This window comes from Cloacibacillus sp. (assembly GCF_020860125.1).
Lineage (GTDB): Bacteria > Synergistota > Synergistia > Synergistales > Synergistaceae > Cloacibacillus.
Window position 1 is genome coordinate 17,809 of sequence record NZ_JAJBUX010000073.1, and the last position, 24,764, is coordinate 42,572.

21 protein-coding genes and 1 tRNA gene are annotated in these 24,764 nt (G+C 54.5%); 16 read left to right on the top strand and 6 right to left on the bottom strand.

Annotated features, from left to right (window positions below; all coding sequences use genetic code 11):
• The first annotated feature begins 456 nt into the window (after positions 1-456).
• Positions 457-1,389 (top strand): HAD family phosphatase, encoded by a 933-nt coding sequence (locus LIO98_RS09550; RefSeq protein WP_291956133.1) that lies wholly within the window; start codon positions 457-459, stop codon positions 1,387-1,389.
• 2 nt (positions 1,390-1,391) lie between these two features.
• Complete coding sequence (locus LIO98_RS09555) at positions 1,392-2,708, top strand: replication-associated recombination protein A (protein ID WP_291956137.1); 1,317 nt, start codon at positions 1,392-1,394, stop codon at positions 2,706-2,708.
• Between the two features lie 102 nt (positions 2,709-2,810).
• Here the strand turns inward: LIO98_RS09555 and LIO98_RS09560 are convergent, their stop codons facing one another.
• Together LIO98_RS09560 and LIO98_RS09565 are read right to left on the bottom strand one after the other, a co-directional pair.
• Positions 2,811-3,317 carry a cob(I)yrinic acid a,c-diamide adenosyltransferase gene (locus tag LIO98_RS09560; RefSeq protein WP_291956140.1) on the bottom strand — a complete coding sequence of 169 codons (507 nt, stop codon included), beginning with the start codon at positions 3,315-3,317 and terminating at the stop codon, positions 2,811-2,813.
• A 4-nt stretch (positions 3,318-3,321) separates the two neighbouring features.
• Positions 3,322-3,858: a DUF2703 domain-containing protein gene (locus tag LIO98_RS09565; RefSeq protein WP_291956143.1), complete on the bottom strand. Its 537-nt coding sequence runs from the start codon at positions 3,856-3,858 to the stop codon at positions 3,322-3,324.
• Positions 3,859-4,165: 307 nt separating this feature from the next.
• Here LIO98_RS09565 and LIO98_RS09570 point away from each other — a divergent pair, with 307 nt between their 5' ends.
• The 5 genes from LIO98_RS09570 (at position 4,166) to LIO98_RS09590 (ending at position 10,163) form a co-directional block, all read left to right on the top strand.
• Entirely contained in the window at positions 4,166-4,891 is a 726-nt protein-coding gene (locus LIO98_RS09570; protein ID WP_291956146.1) for a phosphoadenosine phosphosulfate reductase family protein, read from the top strand.
• 159 nt (positions 4,892-5,050) lie between these two features.
• Positions 5,051-5,137 (top strand) — tRNA-Leu (locus LIO98_RS09575).
• A gap of 512 nt (positions 5,138-5,649) precedes the next feature.
• Positions 5,650-7,017 (top strand): MATE family efflux transporter, encoded by a 1,368-nt coding sequence (locus tag LIO98_RS09580; protein WP_291956149.1) that lies wholly within the window; start codon positions 5,650-5,652, stop codon positions 7,015-7,017.
• Between the two features lie 344 nt (positions 7,018-7,361).
• Positions 7,362-8,501 carry an ABC transporter substrate-binding protein gene (locus tag LIO98_RS09585; RefSeq protein WP_291956152.1) on the top strand — a complete coding sequence of 380 codons (1,140 nt, stop codon included), beginning with the start codon at positions 7,362-7,364 and terminating at the stop codon, positions 8,499-8,501.
• A 201-nt stretch (positions 8,502-8,702) separates the two neighbouring features.
• On the top strand, positions 8,703-10,163 hold the full coding sequence (locus LIO98_RS09590; RefSeq protein ID WP_291956154.1) for a potassium/proton antiporter: 1,461 nt from the start codon (positions 8,703-8,705) through the stop codon (positions 10,161-10,163).
• 77 nt (positions 10,164-10,240) lie between these two features.
• Here the strand turns inward: LIO98_RS09590 and LIO98_RS09595 are convergent, their stop codons facing one another.
• A complete protein-coding gene (locus LIO98_RS09595) occupies positions 10,241-11,428 on the bottom strand; it encodes a glycine C-acetyltransferase (protein ID WP_291956157.1) in 1,188 nt (395 codons plus the stop codon).
• Positions 11,429-11,497: 69 nt separating this feature from the next.
• Positions 11,498-12,529 (bottom strand): L-threonine 3-dehydrogenase, encoded by a 1,032-nt coding sequence (gene tdh / locus LIO98_RS09600; RefSeq protein ID WP_363304231.1) that lies wholly within the window; start codon positions 12,527-12,529, stop codon positions 11,498-11,500.
• Between the two features lie 348 nt (positions 12,530-12,877).
• Here tdh and typA point away from each other — a divergent pair, with 348 nt between their 5' ends.
• A complete protein-coding gene (gene typA, locus LIO98_RS09605; RefSeq protein ID WP_291956161.1) occupies positions 12,878-14,770 on the top strand; it encodes a translational GTPase TypA in 1,893 nt (630 codons plus the stop codon).
• Positions 14,771-14,772: 2 nt separating this feature from the next.
• Positions 14,773-16,056 (top strand): ATP-binding protein, encoded by a 1,284-nt coding sequence (locus LIO98_RS09610; RefSeq protein WP_291956163.1) that lies wholly within the window; start codon positions 14,773-14,775, stop codon positions 16,054-16,056.
• Positions 16,057-16,077: 21 nt separating this feature from the next.
• On the opposite strand, the gene LIO98_RS09615 is transcribed toward LIO98_RS09610, so the two are convergent.
• Complete coding sequence (locus tag LIO98_RS09615; protein WP_291956164.1) at positions 16,078-17,568, bottom strand: GntR family transcriptional regulator; 1,491 nt, start codon at positions 17,566-17,568, stop codon at positions 16,078-16,080.
• Between the two features lie 155 nt (positions 17,569-17,723).
• On the opposite strand from LIO98_RS09615, the gene LIO98_RS09620 reads away from it, so the two are divergent.
• From LIO98_RS09620 to LIO98_RS09650, 7 genes are all read left to right on the top strand, one after another.
• Positions 17,724-18,029 (top strand): hypothetical protein, encoded by a 306-nt coding sequence (locus LIO98_RS09620; RefSeq protein ID WP_291956166.1) that lies wholly within the window; start codon positions 17,724-17,726, stop codon positions 18,027-18,029.
• 247 nt (positions 18,030-18,276) lie between these two features.
• Positions 18,277-19,470 (top strand): ornithine--oxo-acid transaminase, encoded by a 1,194-nt coding sequence (gene rocD / locus LIO98_RS09625; protein ID WP_291956169.1) that lies wholly within the window; start codon positions 18,277-18,279, stop codon positions 19,468-19,470.
• A 128-nt stretch (positions 19,471-19,598) separates the two neighbouring features.
• Entirely contained in the window at positions 19,599-20,402 is an 804-nt protein-coding gene (locus tag LIO98_RS09630; RefSeq protein WP_291956171.1) for an NAD(P)-binding domain-containing protein, read from the top strand.
• 575 nt (positions 20,403-20,977) lie between these two features.
• The gene (locus LIO98_RS09635; protein WP_291956173.1) at positions 20,978-21,178 is read left to right on the top strand and encodes a hypothetical protein; all 201 of its coding nucleotides are present in this window, start codon (positions 20,978-20,980) and stop codon (positions 21,176-21,178) included.
• A gap of 6 nt (positions 21,179-21,184) precedes the next feature.
• Entirely contained in the window at positions 21,185-21,472 is a 288-nt protein-coding gene (locus LIO98_RS09640) for a hypothetical protein (RefSeq protein WP_291956175.1), read from the top strand.
• A 113-nt stretch (positions 21,473-21,585) separates the two neighbouring features.
• A complete protein-coding gene (locus tag LIO98_RS09645) occupies positions 21,586-22,200 on the top strand; it encodes a hypothetical protein (protein ID WP_291956177.1) in 615 nt (204 codons plus the stop codon).
• Positions 22,201-22,473: 273 nt separating this feature from the next.
• Entirely contained in the window at positions 22,474-22,818 is a 345-nt protein-coding gene (locus LIO98_RS09650) for a hypothetical protein (protein WP_291956179.1), read from the top strand.
• Between the two features lie 546 nt (positions 22,819-23,364).
• Here LIO98_RS09650 and preA read toward each other — a convergent pair.
• Positions 23,365-24,588 carry an NAD-dependent dihydropyrimidine dehydrogenase subunit PreA gene (gene preA / locus LIO98_RS09655; RefSeq protein WP_291956181.1) on the bottom strand — a complete coding sequence of 408 codons (1,224 nt, stop codon included), beginning with the start codon at positions 24,586-24,588 and terminating at the stop codon, positions 23,365-23,367.
• Between the last annotated feature and the right edge of the window lie 176 nt (positions 24,589-24,764).

The following is a 24,764-nucleotide window of genomic DNA, read 5'->3' on the forward strand; positions in this document are numbered from 1 at the left end:
CTTGAGCCAACAAATAAACCCGTTTGGATCGTCTTCCGAAGGCGGCGGAGATACGTAAGTATCGACCAGGTTAAGCGGATACGCTCCTATGTCCTTGTTTAGGATCGGGTCAAGACCTCCCATACACGGCCACGCGGGGTCTTTTTTGTCTTTTACAGATGTTGAAAATATGCAGAAGCGGGGCAGCCTCATGTATGTTCGTCCGCTCGGGCGGCGGCATCGTCAGGCAGACGAGCCGCGCTGTGGTTTCCGCCAAAAAGATAAAAGCATTTTACTTGTATGCAAAAATTAAAAAATTGCCGTTAATTGGGTTATAATATAACTGTGTCTGACTCTGCCCTTTTGCAGAGAATATAATGGTTGAGTTGCTTGTGAATTTATAGTGATGAATTTCGGGAGGATAACATGTGCATAAAGGCACCCTTTTGGAGCCCTGCGGGGGCTTCCGGATTTTTATTGGACTGGGATGGCGTCATCGCCGAGACTAAACTGGACTTTTCCGGCATCCGTGAAAAATACTACGGCGGCCGGCGGGCGATGCTGCTTGAGGACTCTTGGACGCTCGCGCCTGATATGCGTGCGGCGATGCTCAAAGAGCTGGTGGAACTTGAAATGGCCGGTGCGGAGAATGCCGAGCCGGTTCCGGGGGCCTTTGAACTGATCAAGTGGCTGAATAAAAAGAATATACCCTACTGCATCCTTTCGCGTAACTGCATGGAGGTGATCAGGCGCGGGGCGGAGGTTATCGGCCTCGAACTCCCGCCGCAGACCTGGGGGCGTGACAATATGGAATGGGTAAAGCCTGACCCGCATGCTCTGCTCGCGGCGGCTGCCGCTATCGGCGTGGAGCCGCGTGACTGTGTTTACGTGGGGGATTTTCTCTACGACCTCCAGGGAGCGCGGCGCGCGGGGATGCGCGCCGTGCTGGTGCAGAGAGACGAACCGGCATGGAGCGGCTGGGCCGACGTGATCTATCCGCTTATGACCGACTTTGTCGAAGCGCTGAACTCCCGTGAGCAGATCGTGCCGTGGGAATACCGTGAGATATACGCCAAGAAGGGCGAGCGCTGGCTGTCTAACGCCGCCTCCTTTACCTTCGCCGTTCCCGCCGATCCCTCGCCGACAACGGACTGCTGGCTTACCCGCGCCGCCTCGCTCGGAGTGGGATGTTTCTATGTCGATCCGGAGAAAGTATTTACTCCCGAGGACTGGAAGAAGAACCCCTCATTTGACACCTCGGCGATGGGACGCAAATGGGCCGAGGTGATAAGCGATTTCCTCACGCCGCGCTATCCTCTCGCAAGGGTCGTCACGGAATGCGAGGCGCCGCTTAACGCGCCGAAAAATTCGCTCGATATAATGCGTTTCATAGAACGTAAAAAGATATAACGATGGCGGAAACAAGCCTTTTTGAGGCCGGCGGCGGAGAGAATATCAGCTTCGAGGTGCCTCTCGCGGAGCGCATGAGGCCGCGTCTCCTTGACGAATATGTGGGACAGCGGCATATCCTGGCTCCGGGGAAGGCGCTGCGCAGCATGCTCGACGGAGGCAAAGCCCCAAGCTGTATCCTCTACGGTCCTCCCGGAGTCGGAAAGACTACGCTGGTTCGGCTCATCGCGCGCACGACAGGACGCGTGCTGCTTGAGATAAACGCCGTCAGCGCGAAGGTCGAGACCCTGCGCGAGCTTGTGGAACGCGCGCGCGGAGAGAAAAAAATATCGGGACGTTCCGCGATCGCCTTTGTCGATGAGATATACCATTTCAACAGCAAGCAGCAGAACGTTCTGCTGCCGTCCGTCGAGACGGGGGACCTCATCCTTATTGGGACGACGACGGAAAATCCCTGGTTTGAGATCAACAAGACCCTGCTCTCGCGCATGGTCGTCTACACTCTTGAACCGCTGAAAGACGAAGATATCTGCGAACTGCTGACGCGGGCCCTGAACGACGGAGAACGCGGGCTGGGCCGTCTTGGCGTGCGCGCCGAGGCGGAGACGATAGAACGGATCGCCGCGCTGGCCGGCGGCGACGCGCGTCAGGCGCTGACACGGCTCGAAGCCTCCGTAACGGCGGCGGCGATGGGCGGCGGCTCGCTGCTCACAGACGAAATCGTCGCGCAGAGCACCGGAGCCGCCACGCAGCGTTACGACAGAAATTCAAACGACCACTACGCGGTGATATCGGCGCTGATAAAGAGCATGCGCGGTTCGGACCCCGACGCCGCGCTCTACTGGCTCGCGCGTATGCTTGAGGGCGGCGACGACATCCGCTTCATTACGCGCCGCCTCTGCATATTCGCCGCGGAAGACGTCGGCCTCGCCGACCCGATGGCGCTTGTCGTCGCGCAGAACGCCGCCGCCGCCGTTGACCGCGTCGGTATGCCAGAGGCGAACCTGATCCTCGGCGAAGCGGTCATTTATCTTGCCGCCGCGCCGAAGAGCAACAGCGCCTATCTCGCGATCAAAGCGGCGCAGCAGAATGTCCGCGAGGGGAAAATAATGGAGGTCCCGAGCCACCTGCGAAACGACGGCGAGGGATATGTCTACCCCCATGACAGCCCCAATCATTGGGTGCCGCAGGCCTACATGCCCGAAGTGCGCCGCTTCTATTTCCCCGGCAAGCTCGGAGCGGAGGCGAGGATAGAAGATCGCCTCAAGCGCCTCTGGAAGAGGTTCTCTACGGAGACGGATGAAAAGCAGGATAAATAGAGGTATACATACAGCGGCACTCAGGCCGCTCATAAACGACGAAAAAACGCCCGTATCTCCTGAGGATGCGGGCGCGGTTCTTATGCGGCCTCTTTGGCGGTGTTATTTTTTCGCGTCGGCGTCGGCCTTCAGCGACAGCAGATAGATGACGTCGGAGAGGCGGTTGAGGAACTGATACCCCTTCTCTTCCAGCTTTCCTTCGCGGAATAGCGGCGTCGCGACGCGTTCGGCGCGGCGCGCTATCGTGCGGGCCAAGTGCAGCGCGGAGCCGCAGCGGGTGTCGCCGGGATGCACGAAGGTCATGCCGCCCTCCGGCAGGGATTCCGTGACGCGGGCCGCCATGTTCTCCATGATCGCCGGATCGGGCGCGGGGTAGTCGCACTTCGCGTAATAGGCCATCGCCCCGAAGAGATAATCCTCGATGAAGTAGATGTCACGCGCTGTATTTTCCTCTTCGCAGAAGGCGCGTGCCATTCCCAGCGCCGCCTGGCACTCGTCGATCGTGCCGTAGAGTTCTACTACGCGGTCGTCCTTCGCGATGCGTTCGCCGTTTGCCAGCGAGGTCGTCCCTTTGTCTCCGCCCTTTGTAATAACATTAAAATGAGCCATGTCTCTAATCCTTACCTTCGTGGTCGTGATGATGGCCTTCCTCGCCGCAGCTGTCTGTGCGGACGCCGGCCTCCTCGTCACCGCAGCCGCTTGCGCAGGAGTCGCAGTCTCCGCAGTGGCAGCCGCATTCGTGCTGTGATTTAAAGGCTACGCGCAGCGTCGCCTCCATAAAAAACTCCTCTGACAGGGCCTGGCATATATCGCCGCTGAAGCTGGTGAAGGTGCGGCAGGGAAACTCCTGTCCCCCGGGTGTTTTACACTCGCTGCATGAGGTGAAGTCGAGTTCGAGCATCAACAGATTTTCGATAGGAGTCTCTGGCGTGCCGGCCTCCTCGCATTCGATCGTCACCATATTTGCCGTCATGAGGTTATCCTGCGTAAGTTCGTCCAAAATCACCTTGCGCAGCTTTAATTTGAATCCGAGCGGTATCAGCTTCGGCGCCATGCGCGAACCAAATTTCATCAGATTTTCCCATGTTTCGACCCACGGAGCTGGTTCAATATCTTTCATTGTATAGTGTGCCAGAGTGATGGTCTTCACATCAAGGCCTCCTAGGTACATATTTTTGTCTATTATATTATATTACCGCCTGCTGCGGAGCAAATATCTTTACAGCCGTTATGTCACCTATACGTATTACATACGGTCTTTGCAATGTCTCACTGATAAATGGAAAGACGCGGTAAAGGTTCAGCCTTTTTATGTACCGTAGATTTCGTCTTTCGCCTATTCTATCGTGAATAGAAGAGATTGGGAGGTTCTTCACAAATAGCGTAAGAGTGAAAGGTATGATGCCGCAAATGGCATCTTTATTGTTGAAAGGTTGGCAGAAATATGGTGAGAGAGTATGACATTAGACGAAAAAACAGAAGCGGCGTTAGAAATTCTCCGGAACAATGAGCCGCCGGAGGGGTATTATGTGGCCTACAGCGGCGGAAAAGACAGCACGGTGATTCTTGACCTTGTACGCAGAAGCGGTGTGAAATATGACGCCCATTACAATGTCACCACCGTAGACCCACCAGAACTGGTCTATTTTATCGCGGCACAGCAGGAGATAATCTGGGACAGGCCGGAAATATCGATGTGGGGTCTGATAGTTAAAGTGGGAATGCCGCCGACTAGGATCGCGCGCTACTGCTGCCGCTACCTTAAAGAGCGCGGCGGCCTTGGAAGGACGGTCATCACAGGTGTCCGGCTGGCGGAAAGCGCCAGACGCTCCAAAAGACAGCGGTTTGAAACCGACAGCAAGAACCCCTCAAAAAAATATATTCACCTGATTTTTGATTGGACCACTGATGATGTCTGGAAATACATAACCGGCAATTCCGTCTCCTATTGCCCTCTCTATAATGAAGGATTTAAAAGGCTTGGCTGTATATGCTGCCCTATGGGGGGGTGGAAGAAGCAGCTTCGCGATTCCTTCCGATGGCCGAAGTACAAAGACCTTTATATCTGTGCCTTTGAAAAAATGCTTCTGGTGAGACGCGCAAAAGGCAGGGAAACCAGATGGAAGACGGGGGAAGAGGTCTGGAACTGGTGGACCTCGCCGCCTAAATCTAAATTTATGTAATTATCATCTTTCTCAACGGCGGCGCTAATCTATCACGCTGCCCTTGTGCCGCGGTCGAAGCGCCTTGCAAAATCCGGTCGTAGATGCTACCATATTTTTCGTGCCTAAGCTGAGGCTCGTGGTTATTTATCTTTTTGATGATACCATGCAAAGCGCAAAGCCGGAGTGGCGGAATGGCAGACGCAGCGGACTCAAAATCCGCCGAGGGTAAACCTCGTGGGGGTTCGACCCCCCCCTCCGGCACCAAATCTACAAAAAGAAGTCAAAATAAGCACATGAAAATAAAACAAAAAACCCTGTTGTGGACAGGGTTTTTTGTTGCTCTGTTTTTGTAATCACCTCGAAGTAATGTATGATAAATAAAGGTAGTTTGTGTCACAGGCACGTCTCCATGCACACGAGCCGTGATTAGAATCCGATCGTTTATCACATTATGCCGCAATACGATAATAAATAGTACGGACGGTTATAATAATAACGTATGCGGACAGGGAGAATCCAACCTAAACTAAAACAAAAATTATTATGGGACACTGCAGTACGGATTGGCTGGCTGACAGCCTTTTATTCATAATATATCGATGATACATACCGTATACGCATAGTTGTTTACTATATCTGGCCTTTGCTCTGTTTCTTTTCAAAAATCCACTTCATTTCTGCGGTGTTATGTTAAAATGTCTTAACTGCGTACAAGGACGTTTTTAGAAAATTATATAGATACCTATTACTGGTATTGGATGGTGGGTTTGAGATAGATGTTAGTAAATAATAAAAAATACGAGATAGATATGTGCAGCGGCGCTATTTTGCCGAAGATGCTTCTCTTCGCGATTCCGCTGATGTGCTCCAGCATATTGCAGCTGCTCTTCAACGCGGCGGATATTATCGTCGTTGGGCGTTACGCGGGCGATAACTCGCTGGCAGCGGTCGGCTCTAATAGCTCTCTTATCGGACTGCTGACTAATCTTTTCATCGGTCTTTCGATTGGCACGAATGTTCTTGCGGCGCGCTATTACGGGGCGAAGGCGGAGGATGATCTTGCGAAGACGGTCCATACATCGATAGTGCTCGGGATCGCCAGCGGCATTCTGCTGTCAGTGGTCGGCATTGTCGGCGCGCGCCGGATACTTATATGGATGCAGACCCCGGAAGAGGTGCTCGGCCTTGCCACTCTTTACCTGGTCATCTATTTCCTCGGCATGACCGCGATGATGGTCTATAATTTCGGCAGCGCGATCCTGCGGGCTGTTGGCGACACGCGGCGTCCGCTCTATTTCCTCGTCGTCGCCGGCGTCATCAACGTGGTGCTGAATCTTTTTTTCGTCATTAACCTAAAGCTCGACGTCGCAGGAGTGGCGATCGCTACGGTCATCTCCCAGTGCGTATCGGCGCTGCTCGTCGTCCGCTGTCTGTGCCGCGAGGGCGGGGGTATCCGGCTTGTTCCCTCGCAGATGAGGATAGACAGGGAAAAGCTGGTGCAGATTTTAAAGATCGGCCTGCCGGCTGGGGTTCAGGGAATTCTTTTTTCCCTCTCCAACGTAGTCATTCAGTCCTCGATCAACTCTTTTGGCGCGGTGGTAATGGCCGGAAACTCTGCCGCGGCTAATATCGAACTCTTTGTCTATTTCGCGATGAACGCCTTTTATCAGGCGATCATCTCATTTACGAGTCAGAATTTCGGCGCTGGGCGTATAAAGCGTATCTATAAGGTACTCCTACGGGGGCAGCTCTGTATCGTCGTAGTCGGCGGGCTTCTTAGCGCGCTTGTTGTCATCTTTGGCCGGACGCTGCTTGGCATATATTCTTCGAGCGACGCGGTAATAAACGCGGGTATGCAGAGGTTATGGATACTGTGCAGCACTTACGCGCTCTGCGGCATGATGGACGGTATGGTTGGAACGCTGCGCGGCATCGGCTATTCGGTGCTGCCGACGGTAGTTACGCTGCTTGGTGTTTGCGGCCTGCGTCTGGTCTGGATCGCGACTCTCTTTAATGTGGAGACATTCCACACCGTAACCACGGTCTACCTTTCGTACCCGGTTTCATGGATAGTAACTCTAGGCGCCCATGTCTTCTGCTTCCGCTGGATCATGACAAAGCGTCTGCTGGTGCGAAAGCTTTAGTTAAACCGCTGCTTACTCTGAATATCTGCCTGGGAATAAAAAACGCGCGGCGAAGGCCGCTCTAATGTAAGCGGCGGAAGTTTTTACGCCGTCTTTATTATTTTATTTTAATATTTTATAATGATAGCGATATTACAGGATGCTAATTTACTATTAGAATTAAAGTATCTATTTTTTAGTACTCTCCCAAAGTAATTGGTGTTATACGCTTAATTTAGGAAACAAAATTACGCACAAAGAGTTTTTTTGCGCTTTTGTCTATTATAAATGTGTATATTATGGTAAAATCTCCTTGCACCCCCCCCGATCTATCAAAGACGGAAAATTTATGAGGAGGTTTTTGCATGCGCAAACTATTCGCAGTATTGGCAATTATGCTACTGGCTCTCCCCGCATTCGCCGCCGACACGATCAGAATTGGTGAAATAGCTACGGTCACCGGAGACTTCGCCGCCTACGGCGTCGCCGAAGTCGAGGCCGTCAAGATGGCAGTCAGCGAGATCAACGCAAAGGGCGGAGTTCTCGGAAAGAAGCTTGAGATCGTAATGTATGACTGCCGCACACGCAACGAAGATATGGTGAACGCGGCCCGCCGTCTTGTCCAGCAGGACAAGGTCGTCGCGGTCATAGGTCCCAGCGGCTCCGGCCTCTGCATCGCGGCCTCCCCTGTATTCAATCAGGGCAAGGTCCCACACATCGGGACCCTCCCGACAAACCCGAACGTAACGGTTGATGAAAGAGGCAAGGTAAAGCCCTATAACTTCCGTATTTGTTTCCTTGATCCCTATCAGGGAAAAATTCTCGCCGTATTTGCCGCGCAGGATCTTAAGGCGAAGAAGGCCGCGATACTCTACGATGTATCGAGCGACTATTCCCACGGTCTCTGCGAGTTCTTCACAAAGAGCTTTAAGGCCGCCGGCGGCACGATCGTTGCCGACGAAGGCCACCGCGGTGAAGACGTCGACTTCCGCGCCCAGCTGACGAAGATCAAGCTGTCGAACCCGGATGTGCTCGTTCTGCCGACAATGGGCAAGTGCACCCCTCTCTCCGTCAAGCAGGCGCGTGAGATGGGCATCGACGTCCCCATCATCGGCGGCGACGGCTATGGCGACTTTATGTGGGAGATCACCGGCAAAGAGGCGATGAGGAACACCTTCTGGGTGAGCCACGTCGCTAAAGAAGATCCCGCGCTGAAGGATTTCTTCGCGAAGTATAAGAGGCAGGCGGGGACGGAGTGTCAGGAATTCATGAACGCGGTCATGGCCTACGACTCGGTCTACTGGCTCGCGGACGCGATCAAGCGCGCGAACAGCACCGATCCCGTCAAGGTGCGCGACGCTCTCGAAAAGACGAAGGATCTCCAGCTGATGCACACAAAGCTCACGATGGACGAGTTCCATAATCCAAAGGATAAGGACGGATTCATCCTCGAAGCGAAGAACGGCAAGGCCGTATTCTACAAGAAGATCAGGCCGAACGACTAAAGACTTAAAAAATAAGTCTTGTATGACAGGGCGAAGTGCGGGAGGTCTTCGGACCTCCGTACTCCGCCCTGTCTTGCCTGTGGCGGATCATAATTAGGTAGAAATACCGCCGCGGATCGCCCTCTCCTTAGTGGTTCCTGCAATTGTTTTCTGTTATTATGGGTACATTGACCAGTTTAATGCCTGAGGGAGGTCCTCTTTATGGATAATATCAACGCCCTTATTCTTTTTGTCTCACTTATATTGCTTTTTTGTATAGCATTCAGCCGTTTTCTCACAAAAGCCGGTATTCCGGTGCTCGTATTCTTCATCCTCGCGGGGATGATAATGGGGTCGGACGGTATCGGCGGCATCTATTTTGACAATGCCGCCGTCGCAAGCACCATCGGAAACTTTGCGATATGCTATATCCTTTTTGCCGGCGGTATGGCAACAAGCTGGAAATCCGCCAAAGAGGTGCTGGTGCCCGGGGTGCTGCTCTCGACGGTCGGCGTTATTATCACCGCCGTGCTTGTCGCCGTCGCGGCCCATCTTCTCGTGGGGCTGACGTGGCTCCAGGGGCTTCTGCTCGGCGCGGTCGTCTCCTGTACCGACGCCGCCTCCGTCTTTTCCATTCTGCGCTCGAACAACCTGAACCTCAAAGCGCCGCTCGCGCCGCTTCTCGAGCTTGAGAGCAGCAGCAACGACCCCACCGCCTATATGCTGACGATAGCGATCATCGGCCTCATGACGTCGCCGGGCAGCAGCTTTTTCAGCTTTGTCACACTGTTCGTGATGCAGTTTGTCATCGGCGGGGTGCTTGGCTTCGCCTTCGGTTATGCCGGAGCCTGGGTGACGAACCGCATAAAGCTCAACAGCGACGGCCTCTATCCCGTGGTAGCGGCGACGTTGGCTGCCCTCATCTATTCGGCGGTGCAGGTGATGCACGGCAACGGATTCCTGGGAATCTACATTGCCGGTATGGTGATGGGAAATATGAAGCTGGTCCATAAGTCGTCGCTGGTGCGTTTCTTCGACGGCTTTTCCTGGCTGATGCAGATACTGGTCTTTGTAACGCTGGGGCTGCTGGTCTTTCCCTCGCAGCTGCCTTCGGTATGGCTTCCTGCGCTTACGATCTCCGCGATGCTGATGTTCATCATTCGTCCCGCGGCGGTCTTTCTCACGCTGCTGCCATTCAAATACTCGAAGAGAGCGCAGCTCCTCGTCTCATGGGTCGGCCTGCGTGGAGCCTCGTCGATCGTCTTTGCCTCTTATGCGCTCACCCACGCGCTTCCAAACGGGGATGTCATATTCAACATGGTTTTTTTCATTTCGCTGACCTCGGTCATAGTTCAGGGCTCGCTGCTTGCACCGGTGGCCTCGCTGCTCGACCAGCTCGATCATGAGGATAAGACGCTCGTCTCGCGCAGCTTTACCGACTATGAGGAGGAACTTCAGGGCGGACTGTATGAGCTGAGCGTGACAAAGGGATCGCCGGCCGCGGGGATGGAGGTGCAAGATCTGAAATTCCCCGAGAGCGTCCGCATCATGCTTATCAGGCGCGGCAGCGGCTCGGTCACGCCGACTGGCAAGACGCAGGTCAGAGAGGGAGATATGCTGATGGTGACGGCGGATGATACGGATGTCCTGCTGGCGCTGAAGGAACGCCTCGGCTTCGCGTAACGGATATACAAAGAGATAACGGGGCCGGCCTGTCAAATTCAGGCCGGCCCCGCTCTTGTCTTTTTATGGCGGAGGAACTATAGCCCCATCTCTTTTTTTACCTCGGTAAAGGCGGCGATCGCCCGGTCGAGGTCCTCTGTCGTGTGGGCCGCGGAGACCTGCGTGCGCACCCTCGCCTTGCCCTGCGGGACTACGGGGTAGAAGAAGCCGGTCACATATATGCCCTTCTCAAGCAGGCGCGAGGCGAACTCCGAGGCGACCTTCGCGTCGTAGAGCATGATCGGTACGATGGGATGTGTTCCCGGAAGGATGTCGAAACCGAGCTCCGCCATCTTTTCGCGGAAATATTTCGTGTTGGCGTGTACGCGGTCGCGGTACTCAGTCGACTCTTCCAGCATTCTGATAACCTCGAGCGAAGCGCCGCATATCGCGGGCGCGACCGTGTTGGAGAAGAGGTAGGGGCGGCTGCGCTGGCGCAGCATCTCCACTATCTCGGCCTTCGCGCTCACATAGCCGCCGGAAGCGCCGCCGAGAGCCTTGCCGAGGGTGCCGGTGATGATGTCGACGCGCCCCATGACGCCGCAGTATTCGTGCGTGCCGCGTCCGCGCTCGCCCATGAAGCCGACGGCGTGGCTGTCGTCTACCATCACCAGGGCGTCATATTCGTCGGCCAGGTCGCAGATGCCCTTAAGGTTCGCGATGTATCCGTCCATTGAGAAGACGCCGTCCGTGACGATGAGCTTGATGTCCGCGCCTGCCGCTTTTGCCGCCTCGAGCTGCTCGCGCAGCGAAGTCATGTCGTTGTTTTTGTAGCGGAATTTCTTCGCCTTGCAGAGGCGCACGCCGTCGATGATGCTTGCGTGGTTCAGTTCGTCGCTGATTATCGCGTCCTTATCTGATAGCAGAGGCTCAAAGACGCCTCCGTTGGCGTCGAAGCAGGAGGAATAGAGTATAGTGTCTTCCATGCCTAAGAAACGGCTGACCGCCGCTTCAAGATCCTTGTGTATCTGCTGTGTGCCGCAGATAAAACGCACGGAGGCGAGGCCATAGCCCCAGCGGTCATAGGCGGTCTTGGCCGCCTCGATGACACGCGCGTTGTCCGCGAGCCCGAGGTAGTTGTTCGCGCACATGTTGACGACGCCGCCCTTGGCGGTGGTGTCTATCACGTCGCGCTGCGGCGTCGTGATGATACGCTCGTTCTTATAGAGGCCGTCGGCCTTTATCTTCTCTATCTCAGCCGCAATTTTGCCGATCGCAGTTTTCATGTTTTGTATATGCCGCCTTTCGTTGATGTTAAAAATTACCGGTCAAATTTTATTTATTGTATTCCGCCGCTAGAGGTTCTGCCAGTCGAGGACGACCTTTCCGGACTGTCCGGAGTTCATCGCCGCGAAGCCCTTTTCAAAGTCCCGCACGTCGAAGCGGTGGGTGATTACTTCACTGATGTCAAGACCGCTCTGCAGCATCGTCGTCATCTTGTACCAGGTCTCGTACATCTCACGTCCGTAGATGCCCTTTATCGTCAGGCCGTTGAAGATGACCTTGTCCCAGTCGATGACCGTACCGGGCTTCACAAGCCCGAGCAGCGCGATTTTGCCGCTGTTGTGCATCACGTCTACCATGCCGGAGAAGGCCTGCGGACTGCCGGACATCTCCAGCCCGACGTCGAAGCCCTCCTTCATGCCGAGCTCGTGCATCACGTCGCGGAGATTCTCCTTATCGGCGCGCACGGTGCGCGTGGCGCCGAGCTTTTTCGCGAGATCGAGGCGGTAATCGTTGAGGTCGCTGACGACGACGTTTCGCGCGCCGACGTGGCGGCAGATCGCGACGGCCATCATGCCGATGGGGCCCGCGCCCGTGATGAGGACGTCCTCACCGATGAGATCGTACTGCAGCGCCGTATGGGTGGCGTTGCCGAGCGGGTCGAAGCAGGAGATGATATCGTCGGAGATATCGGGGGCGCAGCGCCAGACATTCGTCGTTGGTATCGAAAGGTACTGCGCGAAGGCGCCGTCACGGTTCACGCCGACGCCGATCGTATGTGGGCAGTAGTGGCGGCGTCCGGCGAGACAATTGCGGCACTCGCCGCAGACGATGTGCCCCTCGCCAGAGACGCGCTCGCCGACCTTCCAGCCGCGCACATGGCTGCCGAGCTCGACGATCTCTCCAACATATTCGTGGCCGATGGTCATGGGGGTCTTGATGGTCTTTTGCGACCACTCATCCCAATTATAGATGTGGAGATCCGTTCCGCAGATCGACGTCTTCTTTATTTTTATCAAAACGTCGTTGGGACCGGGCTGGGGAATGTCAACCTCGCGCATCCATAGGCCGACACCCGGTTTTTCTTTGACGAGAGCAAGCATTTTCCCTTTCATATCTGTCACTCCTTCAAGCTTTTTCGCTGTTTACTGGTGAAACGGTATTATTAAAGCCATTTGGCTGAGCGTAGTTATTGAATAGTTACTAATATACTCTAAGCGCCTGAAAATTTCAAATAGACAGAGCGATTCTATTATGGATTTATTGTAACAGATTAGTTATTGAGGGCCGCGCTGCCCGTGTTCATACCGTTGCCCTGCGGTCAATCGGTGCTGGACAAATTTGCCATGTAAGTGTTATTATTTTACGTTGGCTAGAATAATCGCCGGTTGAAAAAATTCAATGGCGTAAAGTTTTCAGGAAGCATACTAAACCGAGAGGAACATTATAAAATGCAGGACTCTTCAAAGATAAGAAATATCGCTATCATCGCTCACATCGACCATGGCAAGACAACGCTCATAGACGGCATCTTCAAAGCGGCGCACCTCTTCCGCGACAACCAGGTGATGGAGGAGCGCGTGATGGACGCCGGAAATCTTGAGCGCGAGCGCGGCATCACGATCAAGGCCAAGCACTGCACCGTCGAATGGGAAGGCTATAAGATAAATATCGTCGATACCCCCGGGCACGCTGACTTTTCGGGAGAGGTGGAAAGAGTTCTCTCAATGGTCGATTCCGTTCTGCTGCTCGTTGACGCGAACGAGGGACCAATGCCGCAGACGCGCTATGTCCTTATGCGCGCGCTGAAACTCGGACTCAAGCCGATCGTGATCGTCAACAAGGTGGACCGTCCCAACGCCGAGCCCGACGCGGCGCTCGACAAGACATTCGACCTCTTTATAGAGCTGGGCGCCACTGAGGAGCAGTGCGATTTCGCGGTGCTCTACGGCTCCGGACTCCAGGGCTGGTTCGTCGACGATCTTAACAAACACGAGGATAATTCCAAGGCCGGTATGCAGGACCTTTTCAAGACAATCATTGAGAGAGTCCCCGCGCCCAAGGCGGAGATGGACAAGCCCTTCCTTATGCAGGTCTGCACCCTATCGTGGAGCGAATACCTCGGCCGTATCGGCTGCGGCAGGATACTGCAGGGGACCCTGCGCAAGGGAGACCGGATACTGCGTACCCACACTCGCTGGACCGATTACGACCAGACCAACTGGGAGGTCGTCTCCACCGATACCTCGACCTGCACGCACCTTTATGTCACAAACGGACTCGACCGCGCCGAGGTGGAGGCGGTAGGCGCCGGAGACATCGTCTGGTTCACGGGCCCGGCAAATATCGATCTCGGCGACACTATGAGCGCCCCGGAGATCGGAGACCAGGTCATTCCGCCGCTCGATATCGAGGAGCCGACGGTATCCATGTTCTTTATCGTAAATACCAGCCCCTTCGCGGGACAGGACGGCAACGCCATCACACTCCGTCAGCTCAAAGCGCGTATCGAGCGCGAGACCAAGACGGACCCCGCGCTGCGCATGGAGGACCTTGGCCGTCCAGACGGCGTTAAGGTCTCAGGCCGCGGCGAGCTGCATCTGGGGATACTCATAGAAGAGATCCGCCGCGAGGGATCGGAGGTCTGCGTCTCGCGCCCCGAGGTAATCGTGCAGCATGACGAAAAGGGGCGCACCCTCGAACCGATGGAGGAGGTCATCATCGACGTCCCCGAGGAATATCAGGGTGTTGTCATCCAGAAGCTCGCGCAGCGCAAGGGCGAACTTAAAAATATGGAAAACGGCGGCACGGGAGTGCTCCGTCTTGAATTCAGAATACCGACGCGCGGCCTCATCGGCTACCGCGGAGAATTTCTCACCGATACGCGCGGCCTCGGCATCCTCGCTTCGCGTTTTGTCGGTTACGGCGAATGGGTCGGAGAGATAAACGCGCGTTCGCGTGGCTCGCTCGTCAGCATGGACAGCGGAACCGCAACGAGCTACGCCTTGGACAACCTCCAGGAACGCGGTACCCTCTTTATTAAGCCTGGAGACGCGATATACAACGGGCAGGTGGTAGGCGAGAGCTCTCGCGGCAAGGACATCCCCTGTAATCCCAGCAAGCGCAAACAGCAGACGAACCACCGTTCCGCGACAAAAGAGATGATGACGGTGCTCGACGTGCCGCGCACTATGACGGTGGATTCCGCGCTGGAGTGGATCAGCGACGACGAACTGGTCGAGGTGACGCCGCTCTCCGTGCGTATCCGCAAGACCATCCTCGACGCGGACCAGCGCAAGAAGGCCCGTATGCAGGCCGGAATAAGCGATTCAGACGAGGATTAAAGATGATACGGGAGCTGATCCCCTACCGTGATTTTGAACGCGACGAGGTCTTCGCCTGCATCTCGGGGCTCATAAAGAGCGCCGGACAGATAGACGATTCCTCTCTTGCGGAGAGCGCCTCGTGGTACTGCGACTGTGCCGCGAAGATGGCCGCCGCGGCGGAGAGAGCCGGTATCGCCGGGAACCTCTGGCAGACGTGGCTTGCGATGCTAGTTGCGGAAAACGAAAATCCATTCTCGCTCGCGCATGAACGCCACGGGCCGCTCTGCGGCACGATGCGTGAATTTGCGATGCGTGATTTTGAGACTCTATTTGGCTATCTGCGCTATGACCTGAGGGCGCTTGAGGATGAGCTTCGTCTCGGCGCTGTCGGCCTGCTTGACGGTTTCGTGCCTTTGCCGGCGGGGCCCGTCTCCTTTGGGCGCGCCGCGGGAGCCGTCATCGGCGAACTCGCCGCGGCGATGGCGGCGGCGGACTCGCCCGCCGGGCTCTATGAGGCGGCCGTGTCCTTCTACCGCGAGCATGGCGTCGGCAAATTCGGCCTTTACGGCGGCTTCCGCTGGGATGCGCACGCGCGGGAAATCGTTCCCGCGATACCGCTGGAAGATATCAGGCTATCCGACCTTATCGGCTATGATGAGCAGAAAAAGGCCGTTGTTGACAACACCCTGGCCTTCCTCGATGGCCGCCCTGCGAACAATGTGCTGCTCTACGGAGAGGGAGGGACAGGCAAATCCTCGACGATAAAGGCGCTGCTCAACGAGTACGCGCCGCGCGGCCTGCGCATGATCGAGGTCTACAAACACCAGATAAACGACCTTGAGACGGTCCTTGAGGAGATCAAACAGCGCAACTATAAATTCATCCTCTTCATGGACGACCTCTCTTTTGAGCAGTTTGAGGTCGAATATAAATTCCTCAAAGCCTTTATCGAAGGCGGCATCGAAAAGCGTCCGGATAACGTCCTTATCTACGCCACCTCAAACCGCCGCCACCTGATGAAAGAGACCTGGGGCGACCGCCTTGACAAAGACGACGATATGCACGAGTCGGAGACGATGCAGGAAAAGATGTCCCTCGTCGACCGCTTTGGTCTGCTTATACGCTATTTTTCACCTGAACAGAAGGAATATCTGCACATCGTCCGCAGCCTCGCCGGGGAATACGGCGTGAAGGTGAACGACGAAGAATTAGAGCTGGGCGCGATCCGCTGGGAGCTGAAACACGGAGGCTTCTCTGGCCGGAGCGCGCGCCAGTACGTGGAATTTCTCGCGGGGCAAAAATAGATTTTTTGAAGTTGTTCTATATCAGTCGTTGGGGGGCAGCCGCAGTTCGGCTGCCTCTGTTATTCCAAGCTGAAGCAGCGCCGACTGCGCCGCGAAGAAGGTAGCGGTCATGACCTCCGAGAGATGGCGTGAAAAATCCCGCCGCCGTCCCTCGCGCAGGCTTTTCTGCATACTCGCGGAGCTTTGCGGAAAATCATAAATATCAAGATCCTTAAACTCAATCAGCCTCAGTGGATAGAGCCATACCAGCCGTCCGGCGATCTGAGAATAAATTTCCCTTATCACGGTATTCTTTGAAGTTTTGCAGATAATGTTGATCGTCACGCCCAAGGTCAGAAACTCCCTGCCGCGTTTGGCGTCCTCCTCGATGGCCTCTGAGATCCCGTTTATATCCTCCTCTGAGAAGAAGAGAAAGGCCTCATAGGAGACATTTTCTATTGTGAGCGCCAGGATATGCAGGAGCTGGAGGCCGAAGATAAACCGGTTCTTAAACATGCCGACGTCGACCTTTACGGTATGGCGCGCCCTTTCTACCCCGTATATCCTCGTGCCCTTTCTATTTATCGTCTCTGTAACGCCGATGCCGTTCAAAAGCTTGATCGTCCGTCGCACCGTTATCTCGGATACGCCAAGAGATGCCGCAAGATCGGGTATCGGCGGCAGCCAGCGGCCGGGGAACTTTCCCGTATTGATCCTGTAAAGCAGATCGACGGCGGCCGAATAGAGATACTGCTCCTGCTCCACATAGACCTGCCAGCGAAACGGTATCTTGCCGGTCGCGTTTTCCCGTCCGACGGAATTGAGATATGCGTTCATATCATCCCCGTATGACGCGGCAAGTTTTTGGAACAGTGCGGCGCACCTCTCCCGGTCCGCCGAGTCTACCGCCGCGGCAATATCGTAAAAGAGCTTTAACGGCAGGTGTTCCGTCCACGGATGCTCGCGGTTCATAATATGAAAGTGCCGGTCGCCTCCCGAAAACGCGGCAAAGACAAAATTGTCTAGCTCACAAAAAAGGTGCAGCAGCACGGGATTGCCGAGCTGTTTGATGAAAAAGACGGTAAATTCGAAGATACCCCCCGAATTGTTATTTGCGATCTCCGCGATGATGAGGTCCAGCTTCTCTAACCCTTCTGAGTCAACATAGCGCGCGCCGCGCGCCAGAATGGGGGGGAGAAAATAACTCATCCCATCATACATATCGATGACGCCGCTAATACGGTCATAAAGTTCGCATTTATTGGCGCCGCATTGCCCGTCCCAGCAGACGGTGGCCGTCCTGCCGGGCGAGAGCTCTATATAACCTTCACTTTTCAAGGACTGCAGCGCTTTCCTTGCCGTACTAAAAGAAACGTCGAATGTCTCCGCTATCTCCAGTGCCGAGGGCAGCGGTTCTCCCTTTTGATATTGACCGCTTTCGATCTGCGCGCGGTAAAATCTGTAAATTAGCCTATACAGTCCTTGGGTGTCGCTCATATCGCCCCTTCTTTCGTCGTATACATAGTTTACCATAACAGTTTTGAAAAATTATAAATAGCTATACTTGATAAAAAATAGATATGTATGATAATATAATAGCTGTATTTGTAAATTAAGTATTGTGTTTGAAAAAATGGATTAGCAAAATTACTGGAAAAAAAATAGTAGTAATGGGGGAATATCGAATCATGATAAATACGTTGAAAATAAAAACAAACAATCATTCAGATATCCTTGAGTCAGTAAAAAAACTTGCGGCAGCTTCAAAGCAGCCCCTCATTGTTATCAACGGCAACGGCGACGTGCTTTCTGTAAATGAGCTTGGAGCGGAGGCTCTTAAGAAGAAGGGACGCTCGCTGATGGTACGAAAGTTCTTTTCTTTTTTTAACCCCGTGTGGTATCTTGCCTATAACAATAATTTTTATGAGATAGAGAGCATCGCTGATTTCCGGACTAAAGAAAGCACGCTGCATATCTGCCGGATACGTACCTGAAAGCGCCGTTGGCGTGCTATTCGTAAGCATAATAAAATATGAACTATAGACTGGGTCAAAGTTTATATTTTTAGTTTCGGTTATTACTGATTATTTTAAAAATAATAGTTGATAACGCTGATATATCTGAGTAAAAGTAGAAGTTTGCCTCTTTTCAAAGTTCAGAAAAGATGTTAAACTTATCTCATCAAGATTAAAAATAAACAAATAAACCCTAGCGGTTCAATAATCATGAGGAGGAAAAGAAATGCTCAGCACACAGCAGATTATCGACAAGACAAACAAACTCGGCGCGCACAACTATCACCCCAAAGACGTCGTCATCGTTGAGGGAGAGGGCGTAATCGTACGCGACCCCGAGGGACGCGAGTATTTTGATATGCTCTCGGCCTACTCGGCCCTTAATTTCGGGCACCGTCATCCCGAGATCGTGGCCGCCGCAAAAGATCAGCTCGACAAGGTGACGCTTACCTCACGCGCCTTCCACAACGCCGTTCTCTGTGATTTCTATGAAAAACTCTGCGAACTGACGGGTAAAGAGATGATCCTCCCCATGAATACCGGCGCTGAGGCCGTTGAGACGGCTCTTAAGACCGTCCGCCGCTGGGGGGCAGAGGTCAAGGGCGTCGAAAACGGCAAGCAGGAGATTATCGTCTGCGAGAACAACTTCCACGGACGCACGATCGCCATCGTAAGTTTCTCCACCGACCCAGACGCGCGTATCAACTACGGACCATACTGCGAAGGCTTCAAGATAATCAAATACGGCGACGCCAAGGCCCTGGAAGAGGCGATCACGCCCAACACAGTTGCTTTCATGGCGGAGCCTATACAGGGAGAGGCGGGGATCATCACGCCTCCCAAGGGTTACCTTAAGGAAGTGCGCGATATCTGCACGAAGCACAATATCCTCTTTATCGCCGACGAGGTTCAGACGGGCTTCGCGCGCACCGGAAGAATGTTTGCCTGCAACTTTGAGGATGTCGAGCCCGACATCTTCATCCTCGGCAAGGCTCTTGGCGGCGGCGTAATGCCGATATCGGCGGTCGCGGCCAACAGGGACGTCCTTGGCGTATTCACCCCCGGGACCCACGGCTCGACCTTCGGTGGCAACCCCTTAGCCTGCGCGGTTTCAATAAAGGCGATGGAGATACTCGTAAGAGACGATTATTCAAAGCAGGCCGAAGAGAAGGGCAACTACTTCATGCAGAAGCTCCGCGAGATAGACAACCCCGAGATCATCGACGTCCGCGGCTCCGGCCTCCTCATCGGCGTTGAATTCTCCGTCCCCGCGGCCGCCTATGTGAAGAAGCTCATCGCCAACGGCGTACTGGCGAAGGAGACCCACGAGCGCACGATCCGCTTCGCGCCGCCGATCGTCATCACCTACGAGCAGATCGACAAGGCCGTAGAGGGCATCAAAAAGGCATTCGCGAAATAGCGACAGTAAGCGACTATATATCCTGTATAAAATGTCGGCAAAGGACCTCCTTTATGGAGGTCCTTTGTTTTGTCCGCCGCGGGTGCTACAATTAGTTACCAATTTTAATCAACGGACGGTGGATTTTTATGACGGCAGCTTTGACACTTGGATTTATCGGCACCGGCGGCATAACCTCTTTTATCGTGCGTGGGCTTTGCTCCGCGCCGGAATTTACGGGGAAGATCGTTCTCTCGGTGCATAAAAACAGGGATAAGGCCGAGACGCTTAAGGCGCTTTTTCCTGACAGGATAACGATATCCGGCTCCAATCAGGAGGTAGCCGACTTCTCGGATGTCGTATTTATTGCGGTGCTTCCGCAGCAGCATAAAGCTGTGGCAGAAGCTATTAAATTCAAGCCAGAACACCGTGTCGTCCATATCACCGGAGGCGTGAAGCTGGCGGATTCCCTTGATCTCTACGCTCCCGCGATGAGCGCGGTGCGCGCGATCCCGCTGCCCTTTGCCGCGAGACGGATGGGGCCGGTGCTCTTTTACGGCAAAGACCCGGTCTGCCGCGAGCTGCTGGCGACGCTCGGCGCTATCGTCGAAGTACAGGCGGAGAGCGAGCTGGAGGTGCTGGGGCCTGTGACGGGCATGATGGTCCCCTATTACGCGCTGATCGCCGAATATGTAAAGTGGGGTATTGCAAGGGGACTTTCGTTCCGCACGGCGCTCGACTATGCCGGTTATATGAACGAGGCGCTCTCCTCTTTCATGCGCACCGACTGCGGGGAGGATATAGAAGCCTTCCTGGTCGACAACTCGACCCCCGGCGGCGTAAACGAACTCGGCCTGCGGCTGCTCCGCGAGGGCGACGCCTACTCCCCCTGGTCGAAGACCCTAGACGCGCTCTATGTACGCTATAATTCAATGGGTAAAAGCAGGGACTAAGGCGGGGCATCGCTGTCCAGAAGGCGGGCCGGCCGATTTTCAGCGCTGACAGTGCGATATATAAAGAAAAGAATTGGGTGCCGGAGACGGTGGATGAGTTATTTACTCATGCCGTCCTATCTTCAAAAACAGATAAAATACAGTAATATTTTTAACGTGGAGAAATCATATGCCGGAAGATAAAAAAGGACAGCCAGCTACAGGTACGGAGACAGCTACTTTTTCCCTGAGCGCCTTCTGGCGAGTTTATCCGCTATCCTTTTCTCGCCGCTGATTATGGTAGAGGCCCCCTCCGGCTTTGGCAAGACGACCGCAGTCCGTGAGTATATTAGGGAGAGATTGCCGCAGCCGGCGCATGTGCTGTGGTATACTTGTTTCGGTGAGCCGCCAGCAAAAGCCTGGGATGGTATTTGCGGCCTCTTTGCGGAAGATAAAAGAATCTAAGGGCAAGTTCAAGCTGGAAAAAATGGGGTTTTATTTACAGGTCAGCACCCGACGTTAAATTCTGTTTGTTATAGATGGCAGGAAAATGGAGATGATATCCGTAAAAAGATTGGCTCTCCTTCTGCCCCGTAGTGCTGATAGTTGCCTTTACGACGCCGCTCGCCGCCATGCCGGCGCGGCACGCGGAGATGATAAAGAACGGCGCCGCCGAGGCCGAAGCATACGCCACCGCCTACTACGGCTGTTTCGGAAATATCGAACGCGTGCTGCTGTGGCAGTGGCTGATGAAAAACCCCGCGGGCGCGCAGGGGCTCTACCGGCTGAAAGGCTAAGGTTTAGTGGCGTCGCTTGCCATTCAGCAAGACGATGAGAAGAAAGTCTATGCCATATCGCTGACGGTGAGGCCTGATAAGAGCCCTCATTCCGCCGCGGAATTGGGCGAGTGTCTTGGCAGGCTTATGGGCAGGACGATGGCGGTCGCCGACAGAGGCGGAGAAGAGAAACTCTTCACCCTGACTCTTGAGGGGAATGAGATCGAACTGAAGGCTGCGGAAGGCTTCAAAGATGGAAGCGGAGCGGAGCTGGGCGTTGACCCGAACGGCAGATACGCGAGGCAGAAGAAATAGATAAAGACTCATGCGGCGGCCTGCTTTTGCGCGGACGCCGCCGGTCCGTAGGATATGAGGTGAATGAGATTGGGAAAAACATAAAAGCGTTCGTGGCGTCTCTCTCAGCCGTATTGGCGGTTCTTGTCATGACCTTCCCGTCGTTTGCCGCCGAGACGAAGCTTAATATCAAGCCCGCCGAACTAAAAAGCATGAGCACCTTTTTGAGTAATTTCACCGAACTGGGCATGATGGATTTTGAGACGGCGAAGCTGAAACGCGCCGATCTCATCCATTTCGGGATTTGGCATAATTATATAAATAATTACCACACCCGTATCCAGCCGGCCAAAGATAGAGATAGAGAGTACGGCGATCTGCTTATCGAAGGTAAATACGTCTCCGAGAGCATCAAAAGATATTTCGCCCTTGATTTTAAGGAACACGGCGCTGTTGACGACGGTTATCATTCCTATTACTACGACGGCAGGTTCTACTATCTTCACGGCGCCGACGGCGATGCGGCGGTCCACGCGCGCGTGAAGACGGTGTGCCGTGACGCCTCGGGAAGGCTCCGGATGGCCGGAGAGGTCTACTATCCGGACGGACAGAGTGAAGAGCGGTATGGCTTCACCGCGTTGGTTAAACCATGGAAATATAATGGAAAAGATACCTGGGCTATCCTGAGCTTTAAGGTGGCGAAATCCTGGTACGAAGACATGGGTGAGGGCGGAGATGACTCTGAGTGACGGCGACGCTTTGCGGCGGCAGCTCTGCTTATCCTCATTCTAGTTATATCGGCTCCGGCAATAGCCGCCCAGACGAGGCTGGATGTCAAGCCGGAGGAGCTAAAACAGATGGACGTATTTCTTTCCAATTTTACGGCGCTGGGCATGATGGATTTTGAGACGGCGAAGCTGAGCCGCGCGGAGCTTATCAGCTTTGGCATCTGACATAACTACGGAAACAATTACCGTAGCCGTATCGTTCCCTGCAAGAGAGAGGGCTGCCTATTCGGAGGGATGACCGTCGATGGAAGATATGTCGCGGAGAGTGTTGAAAGGTATTTCGGTCTTAAATTCAAAGAGCACAAGGCCGTCTCCGCTAACGGGCTGTCCTATGGCTACGACGGAAAGCTCTATCACTTTGACGGCGCGGACGGCGAGGCCGTATATCATGCGCGGGTAAAGGAGGTCTATCTGGAGGACTCCGGCAGCCTGAGAATGACTGGCGAGGTCTGCTGCGCCGAAGACGAGTGGGGAGCGCCGAAGCACGGATTCGATGCCCTGGCCAGGCTGTGGAAATACGGCGGCAAAAAAAGCTGGGCCATAATCAGCTTCAAGGCGGCGCGGTCCTGGTTTGAATAACGCGAAGGGATAATTGATGCTGCTCTGGACGGCAGCCTTGTTGCTTATCATATCGTTGGCGCTGGCCTCTAAACTGCCCGTTGTGCAAAACTGAGGGGCGGTAAAGATCGTTCTTTGCCTGTTTGCGGCTGTGGCGCTGCTTTATATCGCCGCGGTCCTGCTGTTGGCTGGAGGGGTGGATTAAAACCGCGGACTACCGTGTTCCGCTTGCGTTACTTTTGATATTAAAGTTTCTCGAACCGCTGATAGTATCGGCGTTCTTTTCCATCATTCGCCGGATAATGAGGCTGCGAAGGAATATGAAGAGCCTTGTCGTTCCGCGCTGAGGCGGGCGGGCGAAAGCGTTGGAGATAAGCCGCGTCAGCGCGGATTTCTTAAAGTTTGGCGCGTTTGCCGGCGGTGTTACGATCTTTACGGCGTCCTGACCGTCTTTGACGACCTTGACAGATTATATGACAATGTCAAAAAACTGCTGAATACCGTCAAAAATAAGTGAGCGCGGCGTTTACTGCCGCGGCTCACTTGACCTCCACCAATCGGCGGCGCTTAAACGCGGACTCCGACAGGCGTCAACGCCTCGTTGGGGCAGAGTCCGTAGCAGAGGCCGCAGCCCGTGCATTTGTCCATATCTATAGATATGCCGCCGCGTGAGAGCGAGATCGCCTGATAGCCCGCGTCGCGGCAGCTGACGGCGCACCGGCCGCAGCAGCTGCACTTCATGAGGTTGAGACTGGGCTTGAAGAGGCGTCCCCTGTCGATGTCGGCATGGTGGACGATACTGCCGAGGGCTTTGCCGCGAAAGGCCTCGATATCTTCAAATCCCATGCGTTCCATGTAGGCGGATAGTCCGCTGCACAGACCGCCGATGATGTCGTAGCCGTGTTCCATGACCGCCGAACAAATCTGCAGCGTCGAGGCTCCCGCGAGGATGAACTCGGCGGCGTCATGCCAGTCGTAGATCCCGCCGCTGCCGGATATCGGTATCTTCACGACGCGCGCGATCTCCAGCACCGAGCGCAGCGCGATCAGCTTTATCATGTGTCCCGAGAGTCCGCCTGCGGTGCCTACGCCGCCGACGTTCAGGCGCGGGCGGAAATTCTCAAGGTCTATTCCTGGCATTGAGCTGACGGTGTTTATAGCGCAGACCGCATCCGCGCCATACTCCTCCGAGAGCGCCGCGGCGTAGACGATGTCCGAAAGTACTGTGAGCTTTGTGATGAGCGGCAGCTTTGTCGCCTCTTTCACCCAGCCGAGTATCTCTTTGATCTTCGCCGGGTTGCCGCCGATGCTCACGCCGCTGCCGATCTCGCTGCATCCGTGGGGGCAGGAGAAGTTCAGCTCGATGGCGTCCGCTCCCGCAAGTTCGCAGTCGGCCGCCGCTCGCTGCCATTTTTCTTTTATTGGCGCGTGCCCGTAAAGGATGCTCGCGATGACAGCACGGTCAGGCCAGCGTTTTTTTAAAAAGGAGATGTCTTCGCAGGATTCTTCGTTCGTCTTCTGCGAGGTTAATTCAATGTTCATATATCCGAATACCGCGTTTTTGAACTCGCCGCCCATACCGCGGACGGGGAAGATACGCGGAGAGACGTCTCTGATCTCGTCCCCCTCCGTGCCGGTGTATTGGGTTAGCGTCTTGATCACCGCGCCTCCCCAGCCTGCCTGAAACGCGCGGTCTATCATCTCACGGTCGCGCGCGGGAGGCGCAGAGGCCAGCATAAAGGGATTGGGCATTTCGATGCCGAGGAAGTTTGTGCGAAGATTTTCTCTCATAGATCAGTCCTCCATATTGCATATTGGTCCATCTGTTTACGGCAGATAAAATATAACACATGCGTAGTATTATAGCGTCGGCTGCGGAAATCGTGAGGTTAAAATGGGCCTCCTGCGGTTAAAGAATATTCGACAACAAAGATGAGACGCCATAGGCAAGGCGTCTCATCTTCGTA